Source organism: Thermocrinis albus DSM 14484 (assembly GCF_000025605.1).
In the GTDB taxonomy this organism is placed as follows: Bacteria; Aquificota; Aquificia; order Aquificales; family Aquificaceae; genus Thermocrinis; species Thermocrinis albus.
On sequence record NC_013894.1, the window covers coordinates 1,382,286 to 1,406,752 of the forward strand.

General features: G+C 42.5%; 27 protein-coding genes. 25 read left to right on the forward strand and 2 right to left on the reverse strand.

Features of this window, described 5'->3' with window-relative positions; translation table 11 throughout:
- The 14 genes from THAL_RS07525 (at position 1) to THAL_RS07590 (ending at position 14,099) form a co-directional block, all read left to right on the forward strand.
- Positions 1–1,287, forward strand: a complete 1,287-nt coding sequence (locus THAL_RS07525) for a cbb3-type cytochrome c oxidase subunit I (protein ID WP_012992515.1) — start codon at positions 1–3, stop codon at positions 1,285–1,287.
- The gene (gene surE / locus THAL_RS07530; RefSeq protein WP_012992516.1) at positions 1,259–2,011 is read left to right on the forward strand and encodes a 5'/3'-nucleotidase SurE; all 753 of its coding nucleotides are present in this window, start codon (positions 1,259–1,261) and stop codon (positions 2,009–2,011) included. The genes THAL_RS07525 and surE overlap by 29 nt, the downstream gene beginning before the upstream one ends.
- Before the next feature lie 11 nt (positions 2,012–2,022).
- Positions 2,023–2,892, forward strand: coding sequence for an Hsp33 family molecular chaperone HslO (locus tag THAL_RS07535; RefSeq protein WP_012992517.1), 870 nt, complete (start codon positions 2,023–2,025; stop codon positions 2,890–2,892).
- Between the two features lie 86 nt (positions 2,893–2,978).
- Complete coding sequence (gene rpsB / locus THAL_RS07540) at positions 2,979–3,815, forward strand: 30S ribosomal protein S2 (protein ID WP_012992518.1); 837 nt, start codon at positions 2,979–2,981, stop codon at positions 3,813–3,815.
- A gap of 112 nt (positions 3,816–3,927) precedes the next feature.
- Complete coding sequence (gene tsf, locus THAL_RS07545; RefSeq protein ID WP_012992519.1) at positions 3,928–4,788, forward strand: translation elongation factor Ts; 861 nt, start codon at positions 3,928–3,930, stop codon at positions 4,786–4,788.
- Positions 4,788–5,495: a UMP kinase gene (gene pyrH / locus THAL_RS07550; protein WP_012992520.1), complete on the forward strand. Its 708-nt coding sequence runs from the start codon at positions 4,788–4,790 to the stop codon at positions 5,493–5,495. Before tsf ends, pyrH begins: the two co-directional genes overlap by 1 nt.
- Positions 5,496–5,516: 21 nt before the next feature.
- On the forward strand, positions 5,517–6,065 hold the full coding sequence (frr, locus tag THAL_RS07555; protein WP_012992521.1) for a ribosome recycling factor: 549 nt from the start codon (positions 5,517–5,519) through the stop codon (positions 6,063–6,065).
- Positions 6,065–6,820 carry a ChaN family lipoprotein gene (locus THAL_RS07560; RefSeq protein ID WP_012992522.1) on the forward strand — a complete coding sequence of 252 codons (756 nt, stop codon included), beginning with the start codon at positions 6,065–6,067 and terminating at the stop codon, positions 6,818–6,820. The genes frr and THAL_RS07560 overlap by 1 nt, the downstream gene beginning before the upstream one ends.
- 236 nt (positions 6,821–7,056) lie before the next feature.
- Positions 7,057–9,033 (forward strand): cellulose biosynthesis cyclic di-GMP-binding regulatory protein BcsB, encoded by a 1,977-nt coding sequence (locus tag THAL_RS08205; RefSeq protein ID WP_012992523.1) that lies wholly within the window; start codon positions 7,057–7,059, stop codon positions 9,031–9,033.
- Positions 9,030–9,830: a hypothetical protein gene (locus THAL_RS07570; RefSeq protein WP_012992524.1), complete on the forward strand. Its 801-nt coding sequence runs from the start codon at positions 9,030–9,032 to the stop codon at positions 9,828–9,830. The genes THAL_RS08205 and THAL_RS07570 overlap by 4 nt, the downstream gene beginning before the upstream one ends.
- A complete protein-coding gene (locus tag THAL_RS07575) occupies positions 9,790–10,188 on the forward strand; it encodes a cyclic di-GMP-binding domain-containing protein, MshE-related (protein ID WP_012992525.1) in 399 nt (132 codons plus the stop codon). Before THAL_RS07570 ends, THAL_RS07575 begins: the two co-directional genes overlap by 41 nt.
- Positions 10,189–10,198: 10 nt before the next feature.
- Entirely contained in the window at positions 10,199–11,683 is a 1,485-nt protein-coding gene (locus tag THAL_RS07580; RefSeq protein WP_012992526.1) for a glycosyltransferase, read from the forward strand.
- A complete protein-coding gene (locus THAL_RS07585; protein ID WP_012992527.1) occupies positions 11,673–13,037 on the forward strand; it encodes a hypothetical protein in 1,365 nt (454 codons plus the stop codon). Before THAL_RS07580 ends, THAL_RS07585 begins: the two co-directional genes overlap by 11 nt.
- Positions 13,038–13,055: 18 nt before the next feature.
- Entirely contained in the window at positions 13,056–14,099 is a 1,044-nt protein-coding gene (locus THAL_RS07590) for a hypothetical protein (RefSeq protein ID WP_012992528.1), read from the forward strand.
- Positions 14,100–14,159: 60 nt separating this feature from the next.
- Here THAL_RS07590 and recR read toward each other — a convergent pair whose 3' ends face one another.
- Positions 14,160–14,768: a recombination mediator RecR gene (recR, locus tag THAL_RS07595; RefSeq protein ID WP_012992529.1), complete on the reverse strand. Its 609-nt coding sequence runs from the start codon at positions 14,766–14,768 to the stop codon at positions 14,160–14,162.
- 29 nt (positions 14,769–14,797) lie between these two features.
- Between recR and mnmA the strand changes: the two genes are divergently transcribed.
- From mnmA to truB, 7 genes are read left to right on the forward strand one after another with little or no spacing between them, the layout of a single operon-like run.
- Positions 14,798–15,847, forward strand: coding sequence for a tRNA 2-thiouridine(34) synthase MnmA (mnmA, locus tag THAL_RS07600; RefSeq protein WP_012992530.1), 1,050 nt, complete (start codon positions 14,798–14,800; stop codon positions 15,845–15,847).
- A gap of 31 nt (positions 15,848–15,878) precedes the next feature.
- The gene (locus THAL_RS07605) at positions 15,879–16,079 is read left to right on the forward strand and encodes a YgaP family membrane protein (RefSeq protein ID WP_245522238.1); all 201 of its coding nucleotides are present in this window, start codon (positions 15,879–15,881) and stop codon (positions 16,077–16,079) included.
- Positions 16,069–16,704, forward strand: a complete 636-nt coding sequence (locus THAL_RS07610) for an alpha/beta fold hydrolase (protein ID WP_012992532.1) — start codon at positions 16,069–16,071, stop codon at positions 16,702–16,704. Before THAL_RS07605 ends, THAL_RS07610 begins: the two co-directional genes overlap by 11 nt.
- Entirely contained in the window at positions 16,658–17,314 is a 657-nt protein-coding gene (locus tag THAL_RS07615; protein ID WP_012992533.1) for a class I SAM-dependent methyltransferase, read from the forward strand. The genes THAL_RS07610 and THAL_RS07615 overlap by 47 nt, the downstream gene beginning before the upstream one ends.
- A gap of 5 nt (positions 17,315–17,319) precedes the next feature.
- Entirely contained in the window at positions 17,320–18,729 is a 1,410-nt protein-coding gene (locus THAL_RS07620; RefSeq protein WP_041434281.1) for a Do family serine endopeptidase, read from the forward strand.
- 6 nt (positions 18,730–18,735) lie between these two features.
- Complete coding sequence (locus tag THAL_RS07625; protein WP_012992535.1) at positions 18,736–19,668, forward strand: sigma-70 family RNA polymerase sigma factor; 933 nt, start codon at positions 18,736–18,738, stop codon at positions 19,666–19,668.
- On the forward strand, positions 19,668–20,537 hold the full coding sequence (truB, locus tag THAL_RS07630) for a tRNA pseudouridine(55) synthase TruB (protein ID WP_012992536.1): 870 nt from the start codon (positions 19,668–19,670) through the stop codon (positions 20,535–20,537). Before THAL_RS07625 ends, truB begins: the two co-directional genes overlap by 1 nt.
- Here the strand turns inward: truB and dtd are convergent.
- A complete protein-coding gene (gene dtd / locus THAL_RS07635) occupies positions 20,534–20,968 on the reverse strand; it encodes a D-aminoacyl-tRNA deacylase (RefSeq protein WP_012992537.1) in 435 nt (144 codons plus the stop codon). The genes truB and dtd overlap by 4 nt on opposite strands.
- A gap of 54 nt (positions 20,969–21,022) precedes the next feature.
- Here dtd and THAL_RS07640 point away from each other — a divergent pair, with 54 nt between their 5' ends.
- The 4 genes from THAL_RS07640 to coxB all read left to right on the forward strand — a co-directional run bounded on the left by THAL_RS07640 (position 21,023) and on the right by coxB (position 24,462).
- Positions 21,023–22,030, forward strand: a complete 1,008-nt coding sequence (locus THAL_RS07640; protein ID WP_012992538.1) for an OmpA family protein — start codon at positions 21,023–21,025, stop codon at positions 22,028–22,030.
- Positions 22,031–22,142: 112 nt separating this feature from the next.
- Positions 22,143–22,934 (forward strand): cytochrome c oxidase subunit 3, encoded by a 792-nt coding sequence (locus THAL_RS07645; protein WP_012992539.1) that lies wholly within the window; start codon positions 22,143–22,145, stop codon positions 22,932–22,934.
- A complete protein-coding gene (locus THAL_RS07650; RefSeq protein WP_012992540.1) occupies positions 22,931–23,704 on the forward strand; it encodes an SCO family protein in 774 nt (257 codons plus the stop codon). The genes THAL_RS07645 and THAL_RS07650 overlap by 4 nt, the downstream gene beginning before the upstream one ends.
- Positions 23,701–24,462: a cytochrome c oxidase subunit II gene (coxB, locus tag THAL_RS07655; protein WP_012992541.1), complete on the forward strand. Its 762-nt coding sequence runs from the start codon at positions 23,701–23,703 to the stop codon at positions 24,460–24,462. The genes THAL_RS07650 and coxB overlap by 4 nt, the downstream gene beginning before the upstream one ends.
- The last annotated feature ends 5 nt before the right edge of the window (positions 24,463–24,467 follow it).

The following is a 24,467-nucleotide window of genomic DNA, read 5'->3' on the forward strand; positions in this document are numbered from 1 at the left end:
ATGGAAAGATGGTGGTTTTACCTGGCTGTTCTCTCTCTAGGTGTAGGGGGATTTTTTGCCTTTCTGGTAGCCATGGCTAGAACTCCCGGAGTGGAACATCTCTTCCCACCCGGGTACTTCTACCATGCTCTCACGGGACATGTGGACCTGGCTATAGTGGTTTTCCTGCTTTCCTTCACCATGCTTCTGTGGAACCAATACTACCCAAAGGAAGAGAAGGTGACTTTCCCTTTAGCCAGTCTTGGTGCTGTTCTCATAGGTATGTCCTCCTTACTGGGGCTTGGACTTCCTGTGTCCAACAACTACCTTCCCACACTGGTTCATCCTCTCTTCTTTACAGGAGCCGGTCTCTTCTTTACCGCCTTTTGGTTATCAGCTTTTCTCAGACTAAAGGAGGCGATAGCTGACTTTCGTAGTGATGATCCCAAGAGGTCATCCCTATCTACCTCTGTAATTCTCTCCCTCCTGATGTTGGTGGCCTTTGTGTTCTCCTCCCTTCGCGCAGGTGATCCTGCAGAAGTTTATAGGTTTTACGAAAGGCTTTACTGGGCACCGGGTCACATACATCAGTTTATCAACGGCTCTGTTCTCATACATACTTGGTACAGATTACTGTATCTAACTGGAAAAGGGGTAAGATCCTCTCGTCTGTGGATGAGTTTTGTACCCTTTCTCTTGTTTGGTGTACTTCTGACATCTGTACCGTTAGTGTTCAGCGATCCCATATCCCGTGATGCCATCGTTTTTACCGAGATATCCTACGCAGTGGGACTAGGCATTCCCATATTCTTCCACATGTTTTACGTGGTGAGAAACCTAAGACCCCTTTCCTTCACTCATCTTTACCCTACCGCCCTCTTCATCTCCCTCCTCCTTTACTTTTTAGGAGTGATCATAGCTTACGGGGGTATAAAGGCGGATCTGCGTGTCCCAGCTCATTACCACGGTGCTGTTACATCTCTTACACTGGCTCTTATGACCTTATCCTACCACCTTATGCAGGAGTGGGGAATACTGAGAAGGATAAGCAGGTCCTTCTCATTAACACAGGTGTATCTCTACGGAGTGGGTATGGTTCTCTTTATACTGGGGTTATACTTAGCCGGTTTGAAAGGTGCACCTCGTAAAACCTACGGTACTGCCTACACACAGGATCCCTTCGTGCTGGGTGCTCTCCTTCTTATGGGACTAGGTACGCTCCTTGCGGTGATAGGGGGTGTTATGTTCGTTCTGTATGTGTTAAAATCCACTCTCTCTCATGCCCGTTTTTCTTATAACCAACGATGACGGCTACTTTTCTCCCGGTATACAGGCTCTGAGGGAAGAGCTGAAGAAGCTGGGCAGAGTGGTTACAGTGGCCCCCGACAGGAATCTCAGTGGTGTTGGTCATTCTCTTACCTTTAACATGCCCTTACGGATAAGGAGGGTAGATGAAGATTTCTGGACCGTCATAGGAGGGACACCCGCCGACTGCGTTCACCTCGGTTATTACGTGATCCTGGAAGGTAAGAAACCGGACCTCGTATGCTCTGGCATAAACGAAGGTCCCAACCTGGGGGAGGATATAACCTACTCAGGTACAGTTTCTGGTGCTATGGAAGGGAGGATACTGGGTATACCTTCGGTAGCTTTCTCCGCCTTTGGTAGGGATGAGGTTGATTTCAGGAGCGTGGCTCAGGTGTGTAAAGAAGTGGTCCTAAAGGTACTCCAGTATGGTATGCCGGAGGACACTTACCTTAACGTCAACATACCTAACCTACCTCCCGATGAGATCAGAGGGTTTATGTTCACTCGTCAGGGAAAGAGGGCTTACAAAGAGAAAGTGTTACGCCTTTTAGATCCACAGCGCAGACCCCTTTACTGGATAACCGCCGAAGAGTTCGGCTGGGAACTGGAGGAAGGAACCGATTACTGGGCCGTCTATCACGGTTACGTTTCCATAACACCCCTCCAGCTGGATCTTACCAACCACAGAGCCCTCAGGAGCCTCCAAGAAAGGTGGAGAGTTTAAATTAGTTATCTATGCTTTACAGAGAACTTAACGACGAAAGTAGAAAAGAGCTGAGAGATTACTTTGAGGATAGGGACTATATGGTGATAGCGGTGCCCCGCCACGAACCTATAAGGATGTATGTGGTGCGTGCCAACCGTACAGTGGAAACGGCACGGCGCGTGCATAATCTGGCGCCACCGGAAGCTCTCCTACTGGGAGAAGCTCTCCTGGCTGCCTTGCTTCTGTCGTCCCTGGTAAAACACGCCACCCATCAAAAGGTTCTTTTTAAGCTGAACCTAGAAGAAGGCAGTGTGGTAGCTGAGGCTGACGGTAAAGGCAGAGTGAGGGGCTTTATAGAAGGCCAAGTAACGGGATACTGGAAAGGGGATCTTACCGTTATAAAGGAACTGAGGCTAGGCGTTCCTTACACCAGCATAGTGCCTGTTGTAGGAAACTCGGTGAAGGACACTCTCCAGTACTACTTCCACCAGTCTGAGCAGATCAAAACTGTGGTGGATATGGCGGTAAAACTGGATGATGAAGGAAGAGTACGCTTTGCCGGTGCTTACATGGTCCAGATGATGGGAGGTACCTCACCTAAAGCAGAGGAACTTATGGAGAAAAGACTTAAAGAGCTCCCTCCCTTAGAGAAGTTCCTGGAGGAAGGTAAAAGACCTGAAGACATAGCCACGGAAGTTCTCGGAGACATGGAGCCCCGTTTGGTAGGCCTCAAGGAAGTGGAGTACTACTGTCCTTGCACTGAGGATATAGCCAAGGCAAGTCTCCTGCTGTTGTCGGAGGAGGAGTTAAACGAAGTACTCCAGCAAGGTCCTGCGGAGGTGGTTTGTAAGTTCTGTGGCAGAATTTACCGCTTTACCAGAGAGGAGCTTATGCTATAATAACTTCTTCAGACCGCACCTTTCCCATCTGGGTTGCCCCAAAAGGGGTGACGGGAAAGGGAGGCAAAACCCAGAAGGAGGTAGGTATGGCTGTAGTATCTATGAGGGAACTGCTGGAGGCAGGTGTCCACTTTGGTCACACCAAAAGCCGTTGGAACCCAAAGATGGCACCCTTTCTATACGGGGTGCGCCACGACATACACATTATAGACCTCAACAAAACCCTTGTCTACCTAGAGCAAGCCTATCACTTTGTAGCGGATAGTGTGGCACGAGGTGCGGAAGTACTGTTTGTAGGTACCAAAAAGCAGGCCAAGGACGTGATTAAGGAAGAGGCAGAGCGAGCGGGAGTACACTACATCAACGAAAGATGGGTAGGCGGACTACTCACCAACTTTCGTACCGTTCGCAAAAGCATTCTCAAGTTGAAGACCTTAGAGAGGATGGAGGCAGAGGGTGTGTTTGATGTCCTGCCTAAGAAGGAAGTGCGGGCTCTCAAGAGAAAGATGGAGAGACTGCGTAAGCTCTATGGTGGTATAGTCAACATGACGAGACTACCTGACATAATCTGGGTGGTGGATACAGTGAGAGAGCACATAGCGGTTCAAGAAGCCAGGAAGCTGGGTATAACGGTGGTGGCCATACTGGACTCTAACTGTGATCCAGATTTAGTAGACTACCCTGTTCCCGGTAACGACGACGCCATAAAGTCCATAAAACTGCTGACTTCTAAGATAGCGGATGCCATCATAGAAGGTAAGACGAGAAGGGAGTCTCTTGGAGAGGAAGCAGCCACCATGGAGGTGGTCAGAAAAAGGGTCATCACAGTGGAAGAAGAAGAAAGAGCCCTCTTCGAAAAAGCTATGGAGATGTCCGAAAAGTACGAGTACATCGACAAGGGAGCGGAGGAAGATATGGATTAATGTCAAGAGGGTGTCCAAATGGCGCCTGCCGGGTCTCTGGACACCCATAAAGGGCGCGTTACAAGTAGCCCGGCCCCGAGCAAGAGTGTGAGCTCGGGTACTGTGGTGAAACATGATCACATCGGATCTTGTTAAAAAGTTGAGGGAGATGACAGGTGCCGGTATGCTGGACTGTAAAAAGGCCTTAGAGGAGGCGGGAGGAGATCTGGAGAAGGCCAAAGAGATACTGAGAATAAAGGGACTGGCCAAAGCCGAAAAGAAAGCTGGTAGAGAAACTAAAGAAGGAGTTATATACGCTTACGTCTCGGAAGACAGAAAGAGAGGTGTGCTTTTGGAACTAAACTGTGAGACGGACTTTGTGGCTAAGAACGAGGAGTTCTCCCGGCTGGCGCTCCAGTTGGCAAAGCACATAGCCAATGTAGATGAGAACTCTGACCGCCAAGGCACAGGTGAGGATATAGCTTCCCAACCCTTCTACCAAGATCCTTCCATCAAAGTGGACGAACTGATAAAGTCCGCCATAGCCAAGATAGGTGAAAACATTCGGCTCAGCAGATGGACCCGTTACGATGCCAAAGGTTACGTGCACGCTTACGTGCACGGCATAGGAAGAGTGGGTGTTCTCCTGGAGTTTGAAGCTCCTACCTTGGAGGAGAAAGTTCTCAGAACAGTGCAGGACATAGCTATGCAGATAGCCGCTATGAAGGCAGAGTACGTAAAGGTTGAGGACATACCGGCTGACGTACTGGAAAGAGAAAGAAGGATACTGGCTGAACAAACGAGACAGGAAGGAAAACCGGAAAACCTCATAGACAGGATAGTGGAAGGTAAGCTCAAGAGGTTTTATCAGGAAAAGGTCCTATTAGAACAAGCTTTCATAAAAGACGAGAAAAAAACGGTGAAGCAGTATCTGGAGGAAGTAGGTAATGTCCATATAGTGAGGTTTGTAAGGTACGAGCTAGGTGGACTGTAATGTACACTCGGGTGCTTGTCAAACTTTCTGGAGAAGCTTTTGCAGGTAAACAGGGTTTCGGTATAGATTCAGAATTTTTGGCTTACATAAGTGAGGAGATAAAGTCCCTTGTCACTGCGGGTGTTCAAACAGCGGTGGTCATAGGAGGAGGCAACATATTCAGGGGTCTTGAAGGCACCAGTATGGGTATAGATAGAGCCACGGGAGATTACATGGGTATGCTGGCCACCGTTATAAACGCCTTAGCCCTCCAGTCGGCTCTGGAGAGGTTGGCCCAGATACCCACACGAGTCTTGTCAGCTATAGAGATGAGGCAGGTGGCAGAACCTTACATAAGGAGACGTGCCATAAGGCATCTGGAAAAGGGGAGAGTAGTGATCTTTGCAGCGGGTACAGGAAACCCCTATTTCTCCACAGACACAGCTGCAGCCCTTCGGGCTGCGGAGATAGAAGCCCAGCTTCTTATAAAAGCCACTAAGGTGGATGGCATATACACCGGCGATCCCCAGAAGGATCCCAACGTGGAGTTCATAGAGGAGATCACCTACAAGGAAGTGATAAACAGGAACCTACGGGTTATGGACCACACCGCTCTCACCCTCTGTATGGAGAACAAGATCCCTATAATGGTTCTCAACATCCACAAACCGGGCAATCTTCTCAAAGCGGTCAGTGGTCAGAGGGTGGGAAGTCTGGTAAGAGAGTAAAATATACAGGAGGGTGAAGGCATGCTGGAGGATATTTTCAAAAGTGCGGAAGAAGACATGAAAAAAGCGGTAAATCACTTCAAAAACGAGATAGCAGGACTGAGGACAGGAAGAGCCAGCACCGCCCTCGTAGAGGAGTTGAAAGTGGATTACTATGGTTCTAAGGTACCTATAAAGCAGCTAGGTAGTATAACAATCCCCGAACCCAACCAGATCCTCATACAGGTTTGGGACTCTAACGCGGTGTCCGCCATAGAGAAGGCCATAATGGAGAACCTACAGCTCACACCTCAGAAACAAGGCAACACCCTTCGCATCACCCTACCACCCCCAACAGAGGAGAGACGGAGGGAGATGGTAAGACTTCTCCACAAGATGGCAGAAGAGGCAAGGGTTGCCGTAAGGAACGCACGGAGAGATGCTAAAGAGATGATCGAAGATATGGAGGGTATATCGGAAGATGAGATAAAGAGGGCTCTGGAAAGGCTCCAGAAGCTCACCGACAAGTACATAGATGAGATCAACAAACTGACGGAGGCTAAAGAGACGGAAATTCTAGGAAAGATCTGATGCTCTCCCTTCTTCTCACCATAAGTCTCCTCATAGGTGATGCCCGCGTCATATACATTCCTGAGGAACATACCAGCAAAGAAGATCACGCTTTCCAGCTGGAGGTTATAAGGAAAATATGGGAGTCCGGAGAGAAGCTGGTTATCGCCATGGAGATGTTTCAGCAACCTTTTCAAACCTTTCTGGATCAATACATCTCCTGCGACATTTCTGAAGAGGAGATGCTCCAAAAGACCCAGTACAGAAAAAGATGGGGCTATGATCCTTCCTTCTATGCTCCCATCTGGCGGTATGCCAAAGAAAAGGGTATAAAGATTTACGCCATCAACATACCCACAGAGCTGGTAAAAAAAGTAAGGGAAGAAGGCTTAGAGAAAGTGAGGGATCCAGCTCTGCCCTATCCACCCATGGAGCCCACACAGCAGGAGAAAGATCTTCTATTAGGAGTACTCAAAGAGCATCCTAAGGTGGATGTCCATAGCTTTCTGGATGTACAGACGGCATGGGATTCTGGTATGGCCTTGGCCATAGCCCGTATTCTGGAAAAGGAGAAAGACTCAAGGGTGGTGGTTCTGGTGGGTGGTATGCATGCGCCTTCTTTAGAGGAAGGTGTTCCCAGAAGGGTGGCTCTTCTTGTGCCGGGTGTAAAGCAGAAGATACTGAGGAGAGAAAACTATCAGCGTCTGTTTTCTATGGATCTTTCCAAGGACAGATCGTCTGCCAACTCTATGAGGGATCCAAACTGCAGACCGTGAGATATACGGCTAACTTTGACAGAAGGAAAGCGTTTTTTATGAGGGAAAGAATGAAGTCTCACAGGTTTACATCCATCTTTGAGAGCCTGTAGTGCAGGGTCCTGAAGTTGGGAGCTTTAGGCATCGGGGGTCTATCAAAAGCTTTACTCTTTTGACAAGCTGGTCATTTTACCTTATAATAGTGGTCGGTTATTGTACCTTTTTTATAATATCAGTGTGGAAGAAGGAAGGAAATAATGAGGTTTAATGCTTTTAAAATTTTTACACTCTTCTTATTTTTAGTAACATCAGGTACATTAGCAGAACAATTTATTATTGAAGAAAAAATTTTTATCCAAACAAATAATTCACCTAAGAAATCTTATACAAAAAGACAAAAAGTTAATTCTAATATTTCCAATCATCAATCAATTACTTATACATCTAAGCAGTTAGGTATTTCTTCTGAAGGTCTTAATTCCAATATTTCTAGTTATCAATCAATTACTTATACATTTAAACAGTTTGGTATTTTATCTGAAGATTTAGTACTTAAAGAAGTTTATCCATCGTGGAGTTTTTATATTCCTGTCTATCCAGGTTATAAAGGAGGTAAAATAAATCTATTGTTAGAAGCTTGGGGATTAGGAAAAGATTCTTATGTAAGAATATATGTAGATGATATTCCGTATGTTTCTTTTAAAGGAAATGAGCTTCCACCAGCAGTAACTATAAATCTTCCAGCTTATCAAAATAAAGATTTCATCAAAATAACTATTGGAGGATTTTTGGGCTACTCAGATAATATATGTAAAGATATAATTGAAGGTCAATCTTATTTGATAGTTAAAAAAGACAGTCAGATTACTATAAATTATAAAGATATTGGAGATATTTACAGTGTTTTTAAGAGTTATGAACCCTTTTATTCTATTTTACCTTCAGGAAATTTAGATTTTTATTCTTTAGCTTTTTATCTTTCTAAACAGAATCCTTTTGCCAGTGTAAAATTTAATGATCCTTCTTCAAAATATAAAATAACTTATGATAGTAATACAGAAGGTATCCAAAGAGAGGGAAATATTCTAAAAATTTCTCCCAAAGGATTAGATGGAATAAAAGAATCATTAACTGATTTCCTTGCTATAGGAACAAAAGTAGATATAGGAAACCTAATTAAGAAAAAGAAAAAAATTGATAAACAAAATCTACTTACTTTTGCAGATCTTGGTTATACTACTTCTACTTCCAAAGGATTAATCAATATATCCCAATACTTTACGATTAACACTTCACAGTTTAGAGGAATTCCTAAAGATTTAAGATTAAAACTACACATAGCCCACACTCCTGTTCCTGTAATAAAATCACACGAAGCAAATCTAAGGATATATCTTAATGATAAGCTAATACAAGCTTATCCTTTAGATGGATATGGCGATAAAACTTTTGATCTTGCTATTCCTTTATCAGTATTACAATATGGACCAAATACACTTAAAGTAACTTTTAGCAGAAATATTACCCCTGGCGAATGTTCTGGAACAATTGTTGAAGGTGAATTGACAGTTTTTGATGACTCTTATTTTTACTGGAATTCTGTAGAGAAAACACCTTACAACATTTCAGATTTTATAAAATCTCTTCACGGAAAAGTGCTTTTTGTAGTGAAAGACCAAAGTTTTATACCATATCTAATAAATTTTCTTTCAGAGCTTGGAAAGAGAAATACTTTTATAGATAGAGTAGATATAAGTGCAAACATTGACAACAATGCGAAAAACTACGATTTCATAATACTTTTTGGCCTAGATTCAAATATAAACCTACCTGTAGAATCTGACAAGGGAGAATTTATTGTAAAAAACCCCCTAACAGATGTCTCTCTTTTTAGTTCTAAATATTACAAAAATTTTGTTTTATTACAGGTAGGAAAATACGATAAAGTTCCAGTTCTTGCAATACAATGTTGGAGACAGGAGTGTGATTCTATATTTTATAATATGAATTTTGAAAACCTTTATAGGCTTTTTGGAAATGTAGGAATATTTACTCAAGATTATTTTATATCTTACCAAGTAGGTAAAAAATTAAGCATTACCTATACAGTGGATAAAGGAATAGCCTATTATTGGAATAAGTATAAACTTATTGTTATTATAGCAATAGGATTAATATCTATTCTCTTTTTAGGATATGTTTATAAAAAGCTGACAAGGAGGGTAGTACAATGAAAAAATTTTTATTAATCATAATATTCTTTGCAATATTTTATCCTATAAAGCGGATTTATGCTGGAGCATTTGGCAGAGAAGAAGGAGAATTGTTTATTAGCTTAACACCAAGATTTTACAAAGCAGACAAATTTTTTGATAAAAATGGCAATAGAAAACCTATAGGATGCAGTTTTAAAAAGGAAGAAATTGAACTTTATGCTGAGTATGGTATTTCCTCCAAAGATACTCTCATCTTTAAAGTTCCTTACCAATGGTTATCTTGTGGAGATGCAAAAACATCTGGTTTTTCTGATATAGAAGCAGGTATTATAAGAAAGCTCGTCAAAAATAATTCATACGTATTATCAGCTTACGGTGTTGCTATTTTACCAACTGGTTATTCTATTCATGACAATCCAAGGCTTGGATATGGAAGGATTGGGCTGGAGGGTGGTATTTTATATGGGAGAGGCTTTGGAAAAGGTTTTATAGATACAGGAATAGGATATAGATATTACTTTGGCTATCCCTCTGATCAAATTAGAGGTTACTTAATGGGTGGTTATAGTATTACTAAAAATTTTCAGCTTTTAGGCATTATTGATGCACAAATAGGATTGGGTAATGGTAAAAGAAAAAATTTAGGTTATAATATAACTTTAGAGCCTGATTATAAATTAATTCAAATTTACATTGGTCCAAGAATTTTGTTAAATAATAATATTTCAATAAATTTTGGATTACACAAAGTTATTTTTGGGAGGAATACTGGTGATGGGGCAGGAGCCTATGGGAGCCTATGGATCAAATTTTAAGAAGATAGGTCAAATATTAATAGAAAAAGGACTTATAACACAACAGCAATTAGAAGAAGCTTTGCAATATCAAAGGAAGTATGGAGGAAGATTAGGATGGATATTGGCATCTTTAGGTTATATAAAAAGGTTAGATTTATATAAAGTTTTATCAGAACAATTGAATCTCGAGCTTAATTTTTATCCAAATGTTACAAAATTTATAGATTTAAACTTTTTAAAAAAGTTTGATCCATATATTTTAGCAAGATATGAATGCATACCAGCTAAAGAAGAAGGAGAAAATGTTTTGGTTTATACGTCATACCCGGATTCAGAAAAACTCAGAGAATTTAGCGAAAAGTATTTAAAAAAATAAAAATATTACATTGAAGCTTATAACAGATTTAGACTTGATAAAAACATTAGAATGGGCTTTTAAAGAAAAGTATATTGATAGAGCTGTACATGGTCTTTTTTATGTCACTCCAGAATTGAGTGCTTCTTTGGTATTCTCTAAAACGCAAGTATTAATAATGGCTATTTTAATTTTCTTAGCTTTGTTATGGTTATATTTCGACCCTATATCTTTAGCAATTTTTTCTTTAAGTATTGTTCAATTTTTTTATCTTATTTCCTTGTTATTCAAGTTTATAGTAAGTTTAGCTGGTGCAACAACTGAAATGACGCAATTTATTACAGATGAAGAAGTAAAAAATTTAGAAGAAGAAAATCTTCCTGTTTATACGATTTTGGTTCCAGTTTATAAAGAGCCAGAAGTTATAGGAATTTTGATAAACAGTCTAAAGAAAATGGACTACCCTCAAAATAAGTTAGATATAATACTTCTTTTAGAAGAAGATGATAAAGAAACATTAGAAGCAGCTAAAGCACATCAACCTCCAGCTAATTGGCGTTTTATTATAGTACCCACAAGTCAACCTAAAACAAAGCCAAAGGCATGTAATTATGGTCTTTTCTTTGCTCGTGGGAAATATCTGACTATCTATGATGCAGAAGATATTCCTGAACCAGATCAGTTAAAAAAGGCAGTAATAGCATTTAAAAAAGGAGGGGACAAGTATATTTGTTTTCAAGCACAACTAAATTATTTCAACAAAGATGAAAATTTCCTAACAAAAATGTTTACGCTAGAATACTCTTACTGGTTTGACTATCTCTTGCCTGGTCTTTTTAAACTCGGCTTACCTATCCCATTAGGTGGAACGAGTAACCATTTTGATGTTGAAAAACTTAAAGAAATAGGTGCATGGGATTCATTTAATACAACGGAAGATGCAGACCTTGGAGTTAGAGCTTTTAGTAAAGGTTATAAGGTTGGAGTGATAAACTCTACTACATACGAAGAAGCCAATGCTCGCTATAGAAACTGGATAAGACAGCGTTCCAGATGGATAAAAGGCTATATGCAAACTTGGTTAGTTCATTCACGTAATTTGGGTAAATTATATAAAGCTGTGGGGCTTAAAGGTTTTATAGGTTTTAACCTTCTTATAGGTGGTACAGTCTTTACATTTCTTGTTAATCCTATTATGTGGTTTATCTTTATCGTATGGTTAATAACTCAAACTCAAATCTTACAACCAATTTTCCCTCCTGTTGTGCTATACATTTCATTGTTTAATTTGCTATTTGGTAATTTTATAGGAATATATCTCAATATGATAGCTGTTTTTAGAAGAAGATACTACGAATTATTACCCTACGCGTTTCTAAATCCTGTTTACTGGGTACTGCACTCTATAGCATCTTATAAAGCTTTGTATGAACTTTTTGTTAAACCTTTTTACTGGCAAAAAACACAACACGGTATTACAAAATATAAACCTCCTATTATAAGCCATGCTAGCTAAAAAGAGTTTTTGGTATTTTACAGTATTTCTTACATTTTTTGCTTTGTATTATATAATTCTTTCAGTTTTTATTGAAGAAAAAAATTATATTCATCTTAATTTACTGTTTTTCGCAGAAAAAGCAAAATTAGCTACAGAGGGAATGCCTCCAAGGTTAGAAAACATTGGTTTTGTATATCCTCCATTAGTATTTCTATTTTTTCTTATTTTTAAAAATATACCTACAGCTGTAGCTTTTCTTTCTGCATCTATTAACACTATCTTTTTATTTACGGTTCAAAGAAAATTTAGTCTTTATTTAAGTATACTCTTTTTACTTTCCTTTTTATATCTGTTTCTCTCTACACAAATGCCTTCTCTTTTACTTTTTTATATGTTTTTGATATGGACCGTTATTTTTATTATAAGATTTATAGAAGAAAGATTATCTTTATATCTTTTTCTTGCAGGTCTTTTATATGGATTTTCCTTTTTTGTGGATTTTAGAACTGTTTTTCTAATACCTTTCTGGATATTACTTTTTGTTTTCTTGATAAGGACTGAAAATTGGAAAGAAAAAATAGCTATTATGACCGTATTCAATACACCAATTTTCTTCTTTTCCCTTTCATGGATGTATCTAAATTGGGTGTTTGTGGGTGATCCATTAAACTTTATTCACTCTAAGTATTCATATTTTAAGTCTTTTCCATCATCTTCAATATTAAAAATCTCTTTTCCTCTAATTATCTTTTATTTCCTTCCTTTTATATTTCCCTACGTTTTTGGTTTCTTTTATTTAAAGAACAAAACCTATAAATTTTTATATCTTCTTCCTGCATACACTTTTTTCATATTCCTCAAATTAAAGATGATAGAAGGGTTTTTTGTAAATGCTGTTCTTTTTAGTATTTTCTTCATGCTTTTCTATTCAGAAGCTAAAAAGTTAAAATTTGTTTTTCTTATTACCATTATTTTCAGTTTTGTACTAATTCCATTTTCTCCAGATTATAATGAAAGGACTTTTGCACGGGCAATACTTGGTATGAAAATAGAAGAAAATTTAGTGGAATATAAAAAAGTAGCAGATTTTATAAATACTCGTTCAGATGGACATATACTTATGGATGATTCTTGGGGATTTCCAATAGTGTATTTTTCTAAAGATACTAAACGTTTTATTCTACCTTATATGTATGAATTCTATTCCGCTATTACTTCGCCGCAACTATTTGCTGAATGGATAATAGTAAATATAGCTTCAGAATCAGACAGAGTATTAAATAGCTTACCAGAATTAAAGTCTGAAAAATCAATTTATTATTATCCAGTTTATAAAGATGAAGAAATTAAGATATACATGAGGTTAAAATAATGAGTAGGAGGTGCTGACATGAATAGGAGGGAGTTTATAATAGCTCTTGGTTCTCTTGTTCTTAGTAGTTGTGGAGGTTCTAGTAGCAATTCATCTGGCAGTATTTCTTTTAATAGTATACCTTTTGGCTTAGGTGAAGATCCAGCAAAACTTATTGATGCACAAGATCCAGATGGTAGAAGAGTTTTTGATTTATTAAGACCAGATTTTGTACAAGCCTGGCTAAATGGGGCTGTTGATACAAACGGAAATGTTTACTCTCCGAGTATGAGTTATTTCGAACAGTGGTATAACCAAGGAAAATTTAAAACATGGTCTTCTTTGAATCTTGGATTTATGATAATTTCATGGGAAAACTATGATGGACAAAATCCTGCTCTTGGAGGTCCTACTTACGGAAATTATCATATTTCTCGGCAGTTTTTGGAAGATGTAGAAAAACTTTGTATATGGCTAAAAGATTATAAATCGCAGTTGTATTTTGTTCTTGCTGCTGAACAATCTACATACACTGCTTGCAGATATGATAGAACTTGTAGCAATCCCTTAGCTTATTCAGATGTAATCAACAATACTACAGAAGAATATTTTTCTCGTTTAAGAGATAACCTGTTAAGTGCTATAGATATAATTCAAAGTTATCATCCTTCTGCTTATGTAGGTACATGTTTTGGTGGTTGGTTAGTAGAGTTTGAAAGAGGACAGAGTTTTATAAATTATTTTAAACCAGTAATAGAAAAAAGCAATGCTATATTTTTCCAGAGTATGATGGATAAGAAATCTGAAGAAAATAATGGTTATGGAAATCCTCAAAGAATACTTGCGAATCTTAACTACTTTAGTAGATTTGGTAAACCCGTAGGATTAGCTTTTTATATGCCACATAATAAAAGAGCTGATGTGATAGCTGATGATATGATTCAAATGAGTCAACAGGATTACATAAAAACACTGAAAAAGTATAGACTGCTAACTTTTGGTTTTATGGAATATGGAGTTTTAAAAGATAACCTTTTTGATTGTTTATATAAAACTTCTCACTTTAGAAAATTACTTAGATGACACTTCTAGAGTTTAAGATAGCATAAAGTTTCCTGCTTAAAATAAGAGGAGAGAAACCTATCAGCGTCTGTTCTCTATGGATCTTTCCAAGGACAGATCGTCTGCCAACTCTATGAGGGATCCAAACTGCAGACCGTGAGATATACGGCTAACTTTGACAGAAGGAAAGCGTTTTTTTATGAGGGAAAGAATATAGTTGGCCGTTGCTTCTCCCTCCACGTTGGGGTTTGTGGCCAGTATAACCTCCTTCACACCGTAGTTTTCTATTCTCCTAAGAAGGCCTTCTATGTTGAGGTCCTCTGCGGAGATACCCTCCAAGGGTGCTATCCTCCCTCCCAAAACGTGATACACACCTGTGTATCTCTCCAGACGCTCTATAGCGTAAGCGTCCTGAGATTCCTCTACCACACACAAAAAGCGCTTATTTCTCTTAGTATCGCTACATATCCTACACGGATCCGTATCGGATACAAGACCACACTCGCTGCATTTTCTGGCAGATCGAGAGAGTTCAAAAAGAGTCTTTAGGATCTCATCACGCTCCTCTGGGCTCAGTTTTAGAAAGTTGTACACAAAACGAGAGGCACTCCTCTCGCCGTAGGTGGGTATATAAGTTAGCACCTCCAACGCCCTTTTTAAAACCGGCGGTATGTATTCCTGATAAGCCATGGTTGTATTATAGCCATATATTCTTTCTTATGCGTATAGCAGTGGGAATGAGTGGTGGTGTAGACAGTAGCGTGACCGCCCTTTTACTGAAGGAGGAGGGTCACGAAGTTATAGGTGTAACACTGCGCTTTTACAAAGCTGTCTGTAATACAGAGGATCTGCGTGTGTGTTGTTCCCCCCAAGATGTTAAAGACGCTGTTTTAGTTTCCCAGAGGTTAGGTATACCTCACATAACCCTCGACTGGGAAAAGATCTTTTACGAAAGAGTTATCAAGTACTTCGTAGAAGGGTACAAGGAAGGTATCACACCCAATCCCTGTGCCGTGTGTAACAGAGAGGTGAAGACGGGTTTTCTGGCTCGTTACCTGCGTAATGTAGCCCTCATAGACAGATTGGCGACAGGCCATTACGTGAGAAAGATCCAGTACATGGGCTACTCTCTCCTTGCTAGGGGTAAGGACACTACCAGAGACCAATCTTACTTTATGGCTCTTGTAAGGGGAGAAGATATACCATTACTGGAGTTTCCCCTCGGTGATAAGACAAAGGAGGAGGTGAGAAAGATAGCGGAGGAGAAGGGACTTCCCACGGCACGCAAGAGGGATTCCCAAGAGGTATGTTTTCTCATGGGGAGGTCACCTGGAGAGTACATGAAGGATATACTGGGGGAGAGAGAGGGACCTATCGTTTACAAGGGTAAAGTGGTAGGTAAGCATAGGGGTTACTACGCCTACACAGTGGGTCAGAGGAGAGGCCTCTCGGTAGCTTTGGGAAAACCTGTGTATGTGACAGGTATTGACCCCATCACCAACACAGTGTTTGTAGGAGACGAAGAGGAGCTTTACAAGGACTGGTTGTTACTGGAGGATATAAACTTTCATCTTCCCATGCATCTGTGGAGCAGACCTGCGGTACAGACACGATACAGGAGCAAAACGGTAGAGGTTAGAGACATAGAGAAGCTTCCTAACGGTTACAAAGTTTACCTCAAGGAACCTGTAAGGGCCATCACACCCGGGCAAGTTTGTGCCTTTTACGAGGGGGATGTACTGTTGGGAGGGGGAATAATTAGGATATAATTATATTCTAAAGGAGGTGAGAGAAATGACGATGGACAGAGTTCTGAGACTCACATCAGGAGGCGTTCTTTTGTTAGTTTTTCTGGTGGCCATACTACCCTCCGACATACATTGGTTCTGGAAGGCCTTTATTCTCTTTATGGCCATAAATCAGATTCAATCTGCCTTTACCAATTGGTGTCCTGTGATGGTTCTTTACAGGAAGATGGGTATAAAGGAGTGTGAGTGCTAACGTATTTCTGCACGGATGGGGTTTCAGCTCCAAGGTGTTTCGTCATTTTGAAGGTATTAAGATAGACCTCCCTTATCACGGGAGGTCCTCCCTTCGGTACACCTCTTTAGATAAGTTGGTGGAAGAAATCGCCCTTAGAGTGCCTCCCCACAGCCTTTTGGTAGGTTGGTCCTTGGGGGGTAGTGTGGCTCTTCTGCTGGCTCATCGCTTTCCCAAGAAAGTGAAGTCCCTCATACTCATAGGTACGACCGCTCATTTCAGAAGGTACTGGCCGGAGAAGAACTTAAGGGGTTTCTTGCTGAAAGTGAGACAGAAAAGGGACAGCTTTTTGTGGCACTTCAGAAGACTGGCTTACGGGAGGGAGTTCACCGATGCTCTGGACATAGATGGAGCGACGGAACTTCTCGAAGACTACATGAACCTAAATCTCTTTCCTCTACTACCCACCATTAGGAAACCTGTGATAATACTGCACGGAGTTCTGGACCAGGTAGTGCCCTTAAGGGCGGCTTTGGATCTTTACAGAAGATTACCGAAGGCTAAATTCTTATCTTTTGCAGGAGGACACTTTCCCCTTCATGAGGATACTATCCGTAAGGTTCTCAAGGGCGTGTCACAGTTATGACAGGTGGGCTATACCCCAGAGGGAGAGTGCTCAGATTCTCAGAAGTATAAGACCTCTGTACGGTAGAGTGTTGGACGCCGGCTGTGGCACAGGTATGGCCAGTCAAGGTGTAGCTGAAGCTGTGGGTGTAGATATATCTTCTGGGATGGCACGGCGCTACAGAGAAACAGGAAGAACAGCGGTGGTGGGTGATCTTCATCATCTGCCCTTTAAGGACAAAAGCTTTGACTTTGCCATCAGCAACTTCTCGTTACATTGGACAGATCTAACCAAAAGCATACCGGAGATACTGCGAGTTGTAAGAAAAGGGTTTCTCGGCGCTCTCCCCGTGGAGGGTAGTCTACCCCACACTGGTTTTCCTTTTCCACAGAAGGACGTCGTTCTGTATCATCTGGAAAAGTGGGGAGGAAAGATAGCGGTGTCTTTTATAAGGGAGATAGCCATACCCTTCAGAGGTATGGATCTGGTGCGCTTTCTGCATTACACGGGAAGCACGTATAACCCAGCTCGGGAACCTGGTAGGGTACTTTCCAGAAAAGCTTTGGCCGATCTTATAAGCAAAATTGACAGTACTTCCTTTGTGGTGTTATTCTTTTACTGTGAGGTGTGAGAAAGATGAGGAGGGTTAAGATGTTGGTTTTGGCACTGTCCTTCCTCTTTTCCCTGATTCTACTGGATGGGTGTAAGGCCCAAAAGGTGCAACAGCCACAGGTAACGCCTGCTGTGGTTCAGACACCTGTGTTGGAACAGTTCGAGAAAGAACTCACAAAGGTGGTGGAGAGCGTTTCCCCCTCTGTGGTCACTGTGCTTAGTAGGCAGGAAGTCAACATAAATCCCTTCGATGAAGATTTTCCCTTCCCCTTCCCCTTCCAGATACCACAGGAAAGAAGGTCCTTAGGTTCTGGTGTCATAATAGACTACAAAAATGGTAAGTTTTACATACTAACCAACAATCATGTGGTTCAGAACGCCCAAAAGATCAGAGTGAGGTTTGACCCTCACATGGAGAAGGACGCAAGACTGGTAGGAGGTGATCCTCGCACAGACGTAGCCGTTCTAGAGGTGGACGCAAAGGGTATAGATAACCCCGCCGCTCGTGTGGCCAAGCTGGGCAACTCCGATAACCTTAAGGTGGGTCAGTTGGTGATAGCCATAGGGAACCCTTACGGTTTGGAAAGGACCGTGACGGTAGGAGTGATATCCGCTTTACGCAGATCCATAGGACTTACCCAGTATGAGAGCTACATACAGACAGACGCTGCCATAAATCCAGGTAACTCAGGTGGACCTTTGGTTAACATAAAGGGCGAGGTGATAGGTATCAACACCGCCATAGTAGCGGAAGGGCAGGGTTTGGGTTTCGCCATTCCCATCAACTTGGCTAGATGGGTGGCAGACCAGCTCATAGAGAAAGGAAAAGTAGTTAGGGGATGGTTGGGTGTGGTGATACAAGATATAACACCTGAAATAGCGGAAACCATAGGTATAAAGGAAGGCGTTCTGATAGCTCAAGTCATGCCATCCAGCCCGGCTGCCAAGGCTGGTCTCAGACCTGGTGACGTAATAATAGCCATAAACGGAGAGAAGGTATCAGAAGTAAGGGATCTTCAGTTCAGGGTAATGAAAACAAAACCTGGTACTGAGGTTACATTACGCATAGTGAGGGACAAGAAGGAAACAGACGTGAAGGTGGTGGTAGGAGAGCTACCAGAAAGTCCCCCTTCAGCGGAGGCACCACAGCAAACAGAAAACTTAGGACTTTCCTTGAGGGACCTGACACCTACCGAACAGTCAAGACTTGGCGTCAAGGGTGTACTGGTGATGGGAGTGGTTCCGGGGAGTCCAGCCTACAGAAGCGGTGTAAGACCCGGCGATGTTATCATCTCTGTCAACAACCAACCGGTGGACAACTCTACTCAGTTCTGGCAAAGAATAGAGGAGATAAAACGTGCTGGTCGTGACAGAGCCCTTATCCTTATCAGGAGAGGTGGAAACAATCTGTTCTTAGTGTTATATTTGAGATAAGGGGAGATGATGTCCGACACAGAGCAGGAGATCCTAGCCCAGTACCTGAAGAAGGTTTCTAAAATACCCCTCCTGACGCCTGAAGAAGAGAAGGAATTGGCCAGAAGGGCGAAGGAGGGTGACACGGAGGCCTTGAGGAAACTGGTGGAGTCTAACCTCAGATTCGTCATAAGTATAGCCAAACAGTACCAGGGTTATGGCCTACCTCTATCGGAACTCATAGCGGCCGGTAACTACGGTCTTGTGGAGGCAGCAAAACGTTTTGACCCAGACAGAGGTGTTAAGTTTATATCTTACGCGGTATGGTGGATAAGGCAGGCTATCATGCAGGCCCTCTCCCAGCAATCGGGAGCTGTTCGTATACCCCTCAAACAGTCCCACGTTATCAACAGAATAGCCAGTATATACAGTAAACTCTACAAGGAGCAGGAGAAGGAACCTACAGCGGAAGAGGTCGCTTACGAGTACACTAAAGAAATACTACAGAAGGAGATGGAGAGGGAACTGGGCAGACCGCCCACAGAGGAGGAGATTGAAAGGCGCATCAAGAAGGAGGGGCTGAAAATAAGTCCTCAGGAGGTGGAGAAATGCCTCCAGATATGTAAAGCACCCCTCTCCCTGGATGCACCCATTGGAGAGGACGAGGACACTTTCTTTGTGGATCTTCTCAGTAAGCACGGTAGCGCAGATGTAGAGGAAAAGGTTCTCACCGAGTTCTTAGAAAAGGAGATAGAGGAGATGTTGGACAAACTTCCCGAGAAGGAAAGGAGGGTCATAGAGCTCAGGTTTGGACTGAGGGGGGAGGAACCGAGGACCCTCAGAGAGATAGGGGAGATCCTTAACATATCTAGGGAGAGAGTAAGGCAGCTAGAAACGCGTGCTCTCAGAAAGCTCCGTAACATGGCTATGAAAAAACATCTGAAGGACTTTCTGAGCTGATGATTCCGGGTATCTTGTTGGTAGATAAGCCTAAAGGTATCACTTCCATGAAAGTGGTGGAGGAGATAAAGAGGAAGTTTCGTTTCAAGAAAGCGGGTCACACAGGTACACTGGATCCCATAGCCACGGGGCTGTTGATAGTTTTGGTAGAAGAAGCCACACGTTATGCAGAGTTTTTTCAAAGGCAACCTAAAACTTACGAAACTGTGGCGGTCCTCGGACAGATAAGAGATACCTATGACGAGGAAGGGAAGGTTCTAGAGGAGCGAGAAGTAAAGCTGTCCTGTGAGGACGTAGAGAAGGCTCTGGAGAAGTTCAGAGGGCGTATTCTTCAGAAGCCTCCACTATACTCTGCCAAGAAGTTGGGCGGGATAAGAGCTCATCAGTACGCCAGGAGAGGTGTGGACATAGAACTGAAGGCGGTAGAGGTGGAGGTTTACAGGGCTCAGGTGTTGGAGTGCCATATACCTGTGATAAAACTTCTCTACACCGTGTCCTCTGGTACTTACGTGCGCAGCTTGGTACATGATCTAGGTATGGAGCTTGGGTGTGGTGCTTACGTGAAAGATCTCAGGAGAACAGCTGTAGGTAATTTTAGCGTTAGCATGGCTATCTCCTTTGAAAGGCTCATGTCCTTGGAAGACGTTATGGGTGTTCTTATACCTATATGGGATGCCCTCCAGTTTCTACCAGCAGTGTACCTCAGTGGTTCTCAGGCTCGTCCCATAAAGAACGGAAACGCTATCCATCTTAAAACTCACTTTAACGGCTACGTAAGGCTGTTTGAAGGTGAAGAGTTCCTGGGGGTAGGTCTCATAAAGGACGGGCTTTTAAAACCTTACCGTCTTATGCCCCTCAAGGTGGGTTAGATCTCCACCAAGAAGGTTACAGGTCCCCAGTTGAGGATAAAAACGTCCATGTCTGCTCCGAAAACTCCCGCTTTCACAGGAGCATGCTGTGAAAGTATCTGGGTAAAGTACTGAAACAGCTCCCTTGCTCTAGAGGGTTCTTCCGCATCTTCAAAACTAGGTCTTCTACCTCTCTTGGTGTTGGCATAGAGAGTAAACTGTGGCACCACCAAAATCTCCCCCTTCACATCTAAAACCGAAAGATTCATCTTTCCCCCATCGTCCTCAAATATCCTCATATGGAGGATCTTATGCGCCATCTTCTGAGCGATTTCCTCGGTATCCCCCTTTCCTATGCCCAAAAGTACGTTTAGTCCCATACCTATCCTCGCCACCTCCTTATCATTTACCACGACCCAAGAAGTTTTAACCCTTTGTATAAGAGCACGCATTGTGAAGATTCTATAATCAACTATTATTATAATTTCAAGAGAAAGGAGGAGAGGATGAAGATAAGAGGAGTTCTTTTGTCCTTGCTTTTGGTTTGCTTTTCTCAGGGACAGCAGGGGAATTTGAGGACCTTGGATGCCCTTAGTGAAGTGCAAAGGAGCATAGAGCAGGCTTTCAAGGAAGGCTCATCTACAAGAGACGCTTATCACTATGAGAAAGCCAGGGCTTACAGAGACATATCTGTCACGCTAGCTTCCGAAATGGACAGTGTGGGATCTAAGCTCTTTGCTCTAAAAAGTATGGAGGCTGTATCCAGAGCAAAGGAAGGTCAGTATAATCTGGATACATTGGAACCCATACGCCCCAAAGATCTACCTCCTTACATAAGGGTGGGTGACTTGGAAGATATAACCTCTGCTCTCTTTACCATAAGGGCTAACAAAGGTATCCAATGTACTCCAAAGGAGCTAGCCTACTCGGAAGCTTACTACGAAGCCCTTTCTTACCAGCTAAAAGGAGAGGTATCTCAACCCGCCATCACCATGCGTGTGTATCAAAATCTTGTGTCTTACTTAACAGAAGCAAAAAGGAAGTTGGAGGTGGCCAAGAGAGAGGGGCTCGAGTGCTATGTGGGTAAAAGGGAGGTGGTGAAGGAGGAAGAACCTCAGGAGAGCCCCATATCCACAGGTGAAAAAACTGTGGAGAGAGAGTACCTTATGGTTCCCGCGCGAGTACACTTTGAGTTTAACAGCTACACTATAAAGAAGGAGTACATACCCCTACTCCTGGAAGTGGCGAGAATTCTGAAAGAGAACCCTCAGATAAGGGTGAGGATAGAGGGATACACCGACAACATAGGTTCCAAAGAATACAACGAGAAGTTGGCTTTCAAGAGAGCCAAAGCGGTGGCTGACTTTCTCAAGAAACAGGGGGTACCTCAAGACAAGATAGAGATAGCAGGATTCGGTAAGGAAGGTTACATAGCACCAAATACCACTCCTATAGGTAGATTTACCAACAGGAGAGCTGACTTCATAGTGATAGAAGTACCTAAGGAGGAATAAGGTATAAGTTTTTCTTATAGGACTAAAAGCAAATCTTATCCATACTGATATAGATCACAACATAAAATATTTTGCAGTTGTTAAAATTCTTATAACTACAGGAGGTTGAAGCATGGCACAGCACGAGGTGCACCACGGGGCACACCATCTTGGAGCCCATGAGTACAGCTTCTGGCCTCTTCCCGTGGGTATGGCCGTTCTTTTACTGCCCATTACCTTCATAGCCTACTTTGTGTGGGCTAAGTCCATGCTAGCTCTCCTTTTAGGGGGTATGAGCTTAGCTCTGCTGGTGGTGGGTCTGTCAGGTTGGGCCTATGAGTTTTACACCAGGGGCCATGAAGAGGGTCTAGGATTCCCCGCTATGATGTTCTTCATAGTTTCGGAGATCGTCATCTTTGGGACCATGTTCGCCGCCTTCTACATGGCAAGGGTAGCTCATGCGTCTCAGTGGAAGAGTTGGGTGCCTCAGGAACTCAATCTCTACACACCTCTCATACTTACTTTGATACTATGGACCTCCAGCGGTACAGCAGCCTTAGCTGAGAAGTTTGCTCATGCTGAAAGAAGAGGATTATCTGCCTTATTCTTCCTCTTCACCATAGGTCTGGGTGCTCTGTTCGCTATCATTCATATTCAGGAGTGGACACATCTGTGGCACTCTGGTTTCACCCTCAGTTCAAACATGTACGGTACAGGTTTTTACGCCCTTACTGGTATTCACACATCCCACGTATTTGTAGGACTCATCATGATGGTGGTGGCCGTGTTCCTTCTCCTGACAGGGAAGATAACTCACCACAAAGGTCAAACTTACGTGAGGGCGACGGTCCTCTACTGGCACTTTGTGGACCTCATGTGGTTGTTGGTAGCCAGCAGTGCTTACCTCATAGGTAGCTTGGTATGAAGGTCATCCTTTTACTGACGCTACTTCTCGCTTATGCCATGGCTTACAGAATATCTTCTTACGGTGAACAGGACGTGAGTGTGGTAAAGGTAGAAGAGGATCTCTATCTGGGAAAACCTGTACCCAACTTTCGGGTACACACCCTGAAGGGTGATGTGGATCTTTACAGCTTTATAAAAGGGCATCCCACTGCCCTCGTTTTTGTTTACTTCACCTGTGATACGGCCTGCCCCCTTACAGTCAGTAACCTTTACAAGATATCAACGGAACTTTCTAGCAACTATAGATACGTGGTGCTTTCTTTCGACGAACGAGATAATCTAAACACTTTAAGGAACTTGGTGAGGAAGACCTTCGGTGCAGAGAATCCACCCCCCAATTGGTTAGTGGGTACCCTTAGCAAGGAGGACATAAACCAGATAACCACTTCCACCGGCCTCAAGTTTTACTACATAGAGAGAGACAAGATCTTTCTTCACACCAGCGCCGTCATATTCCTCTCTCCTGAAGGTAGGATAATGAGGTACCTTTACGGAGCCTTCTTCCGTCCTAAAGATGTCTCTTTGGCTTTTGTGGATGCTCAGAGAGAGAACCCCTCCGTCAGCAATCTGATAGACCTTGCTGTGTTGGCATGTTATAGATACGATCATTCCAGAAGCAAGTATGTGCTGGACCCTTTGGTTATATTCGCTCTGTTGGGGATAGGTGGTGTGGTTACCACCTTAGGTTTAGCCAAATTTTATAGAGTAAAGCAGGAGGTGAAGGAATGAGGAAGAGTGCTCTTTTAACACTGTTTACAGCTTCCTGTGCATTAGCGGCTCCTGTGGCTGAACCAGCACGGTACTGGTACAACATGTACTACATATGGTTGGTGGTGGCGGTGGCCATTTATCTCATAGTGGTTATACCAGCCATCTACTTTGCCGTTAAGTACAGGTACAGAAAAGGTAACGAAACCGCTCAGCATGTTCAAGAAAATCACTTGCTGGAGATACTTTGGACCATAGTTCCCGTTCTCATAGTGATATATCTAGCTACTCAAAGTTTCGCCTTTTACAGGGTTCAGAGAAACGCCCCTGAAGGAGCCTTCGAGATAAAGGTCACAGGGTTCATGTGGGGGTGGCAGTTTCAGTATCCTAACGGGAAACAGGTTATTGCCTTCTTCAACATGATGGAAGATCCTCAAACTAAGGAATACTTACCGTTAGATAAGATTCCCGACACAGCAAAAGCCTACATCCCAGCAGGTGTTCCTATAAAGGTTCTCCTCACCTCACAGGATGTCATACACTCCTTCTACGTTCACCCAGCTAAGGTTATGGAGGATGCTGTTCCAGGCAGGATCACTCATCTCTGGTTCCAGATAAATCAACCTGGTGAGTACTGGGTTTTCTGTAGAGAGTACTGCGGAACAAAACACTCTAAGATGGCTGCCGTGCTGAAGGTGGTACCCAAGGAGGAGTTTGAAAAGTGGTACGGTGGCCCTTTACCTATACAGGGTAAGCAAGTATCTTTTAACATACAGTAAGGAGG

Coding starts and splice junctions, on each gene's coding strand:
- THAL_RS07560 (WP_012992522.1), top strand. CDS start 6,065: ATGCTCTCCCTTCTTCTCACCATAAGTCTCCTCATAGGTGATGCCCGC.
- THAL_RS07585 (WP_012992527.1), top strand. CDS start 11,673: ATGCTAGCTAAAAAGAGTTTTTGGTATTTTACAGTATTTCTTACATTT.
- tsf (WP_012992519.1), top strand. CDS start 3,928: ATGATCACATCGGATCTTGTTAAAAAGTTGAGGGAGATGACAGGTGCC.
- rpsB (WP_012992518.1), top strand. CDS start 2,979: ATGGCTGTAGTATCTATGAGGGAACTGCTGGAGGCAGGTGTCCACTTT.
- truB (WP_012992536.1), top strand. CDS start 19,668: ATGATTCCGGGTATCTTGTTGGTAGATAAGCCTAAAGGTATCACTTCC.
- THAL_RS07650 (WP_012992540.1), top strand. CDS start 22,931: ATGAAGGTCATCCTTTTACTGACGCTACTTCTCGCTTATGCCATGGCT.
- THAL_RS07625 (WP_012992535.1), top strand. CDS start 18,736: ATGATGTCCGACACAGAGCAGGAGATCCTAGCCCAGTACCTGAAGAAG.
- THAL_RS07640 (WP_012992538.1), top strand. CDS start 21,023: ATGAAGATAAGAGGAGTTCTTTTGTCCTTGCTTTTGGTTTGCTTTTCT.
- THAL_RS08205 (WP_012992523.1), top strand. CDS start 7,057: ATGAGGTTTAATGCTTTTAAAATTTTTACACTCTTCTTATTTTTAGTA.
- pyrH (WP_012992520.1), top strand. CDS start 4,788: ATGTACACTCGGGTGCTTGTCAAACTTTCTGGAGAAGCTTTTGCAGGT.
- THAL_RS07605 (WP_245522238.1), top strand. CDS start 15,879: ATGGACAGAGTTCTGAGACTCACATCAGGAGGCGTTCTTTTGTTAGTT.
- surE (WP_012992516.1), top strand. CDS start 1,259: ATGCCCGTTTTTCTTATAACCAACGATGACGGCTACTTTTCTCCCGGT.
- frr (WP_012992521.1), top strand. CDS start 5,517: ATGCTGGAGGATATTTTCAAAAGTGCGGAAGAAGACATGAAAAAAGCG.
- dtd (WP_012992537.1), bottom strand. CDS start 20,968: ATGCGTGCTCTTATACAAAGGGTTAAAACTTCTTGGGTCGTGGTAAAT.
- mnmA (WP_012992530.1), top strand. CDS start 14,798: ATGCGTATAGCAGTGGGAATGAGTGGTGGTGTAGACAGTAGCGTGACC.
- coxB (WP_012992541.1), top strand. CDS start 23,701: ATGAGGAAGAGTGCTCTTTTAACACTGTTTACAGCTTCCTGTGCATTA.
- THAL_RS07535 (WP_012992517.1), top strand. CDS start 2,023: ATGCTTTACAGAGAACTTAACGACGAAAGTAGAAAAGAGCTGAGAGAT.
- THAL_RS07615 (WP_012992533.1), top strand. CDS start 16,658: ATGAGGATACTATCCGTAAGGTTCTCAAGGGCGTGTCACAGTTATGAC.
- THAL_RS07570 (WP_012992524.1), top strand. CDS start 9,030: ATGAAAAAATTTTTATTAATCATAATATTCTTTGCAATATTTTATCCT.
- recR (WP_012992529.1), bottom strand. CDS start 14,768: ATGGCTTATCAGGAATACATACCGCCGGTTTTAAAAAGGGCGTTGGAG.
- THAL_RS07575 (WP_012992525.1), top strand. CDS start 9,790: ATGGGGCAGGAGCCTATGGGAGCCTATGGATCAAATTTTAAGAAGATA.
- THAL_RS07620 (WP_041434281.1), top strand. CDS start 17,320: ATGAGGAGGGTTAAGATGTTGGTTTTGGCACTGTCCTTCCTCTTTTCC.
- THAL_RS07525 (WP_012992515.1), top strand. CDS start 1: ATGGAAAGATGGTGGTTTTACCTGGCTGTTCTCTCTCTAGGTGTAGGG.
- THAL_RS07590 (WP_012992528.1), top strand. CDS start 13,056: ATGAATAGGAGGGAGTTTATAATAGCTCTTGGTTCTCTTGTTCTTAGT.
- THAL_RS07645 (WP_012992539.1), top strand. CDS start 22,143: ATGGCACAGCACGAGGTGCACCACGGGGCACACCATCTTGGAGCCCAT.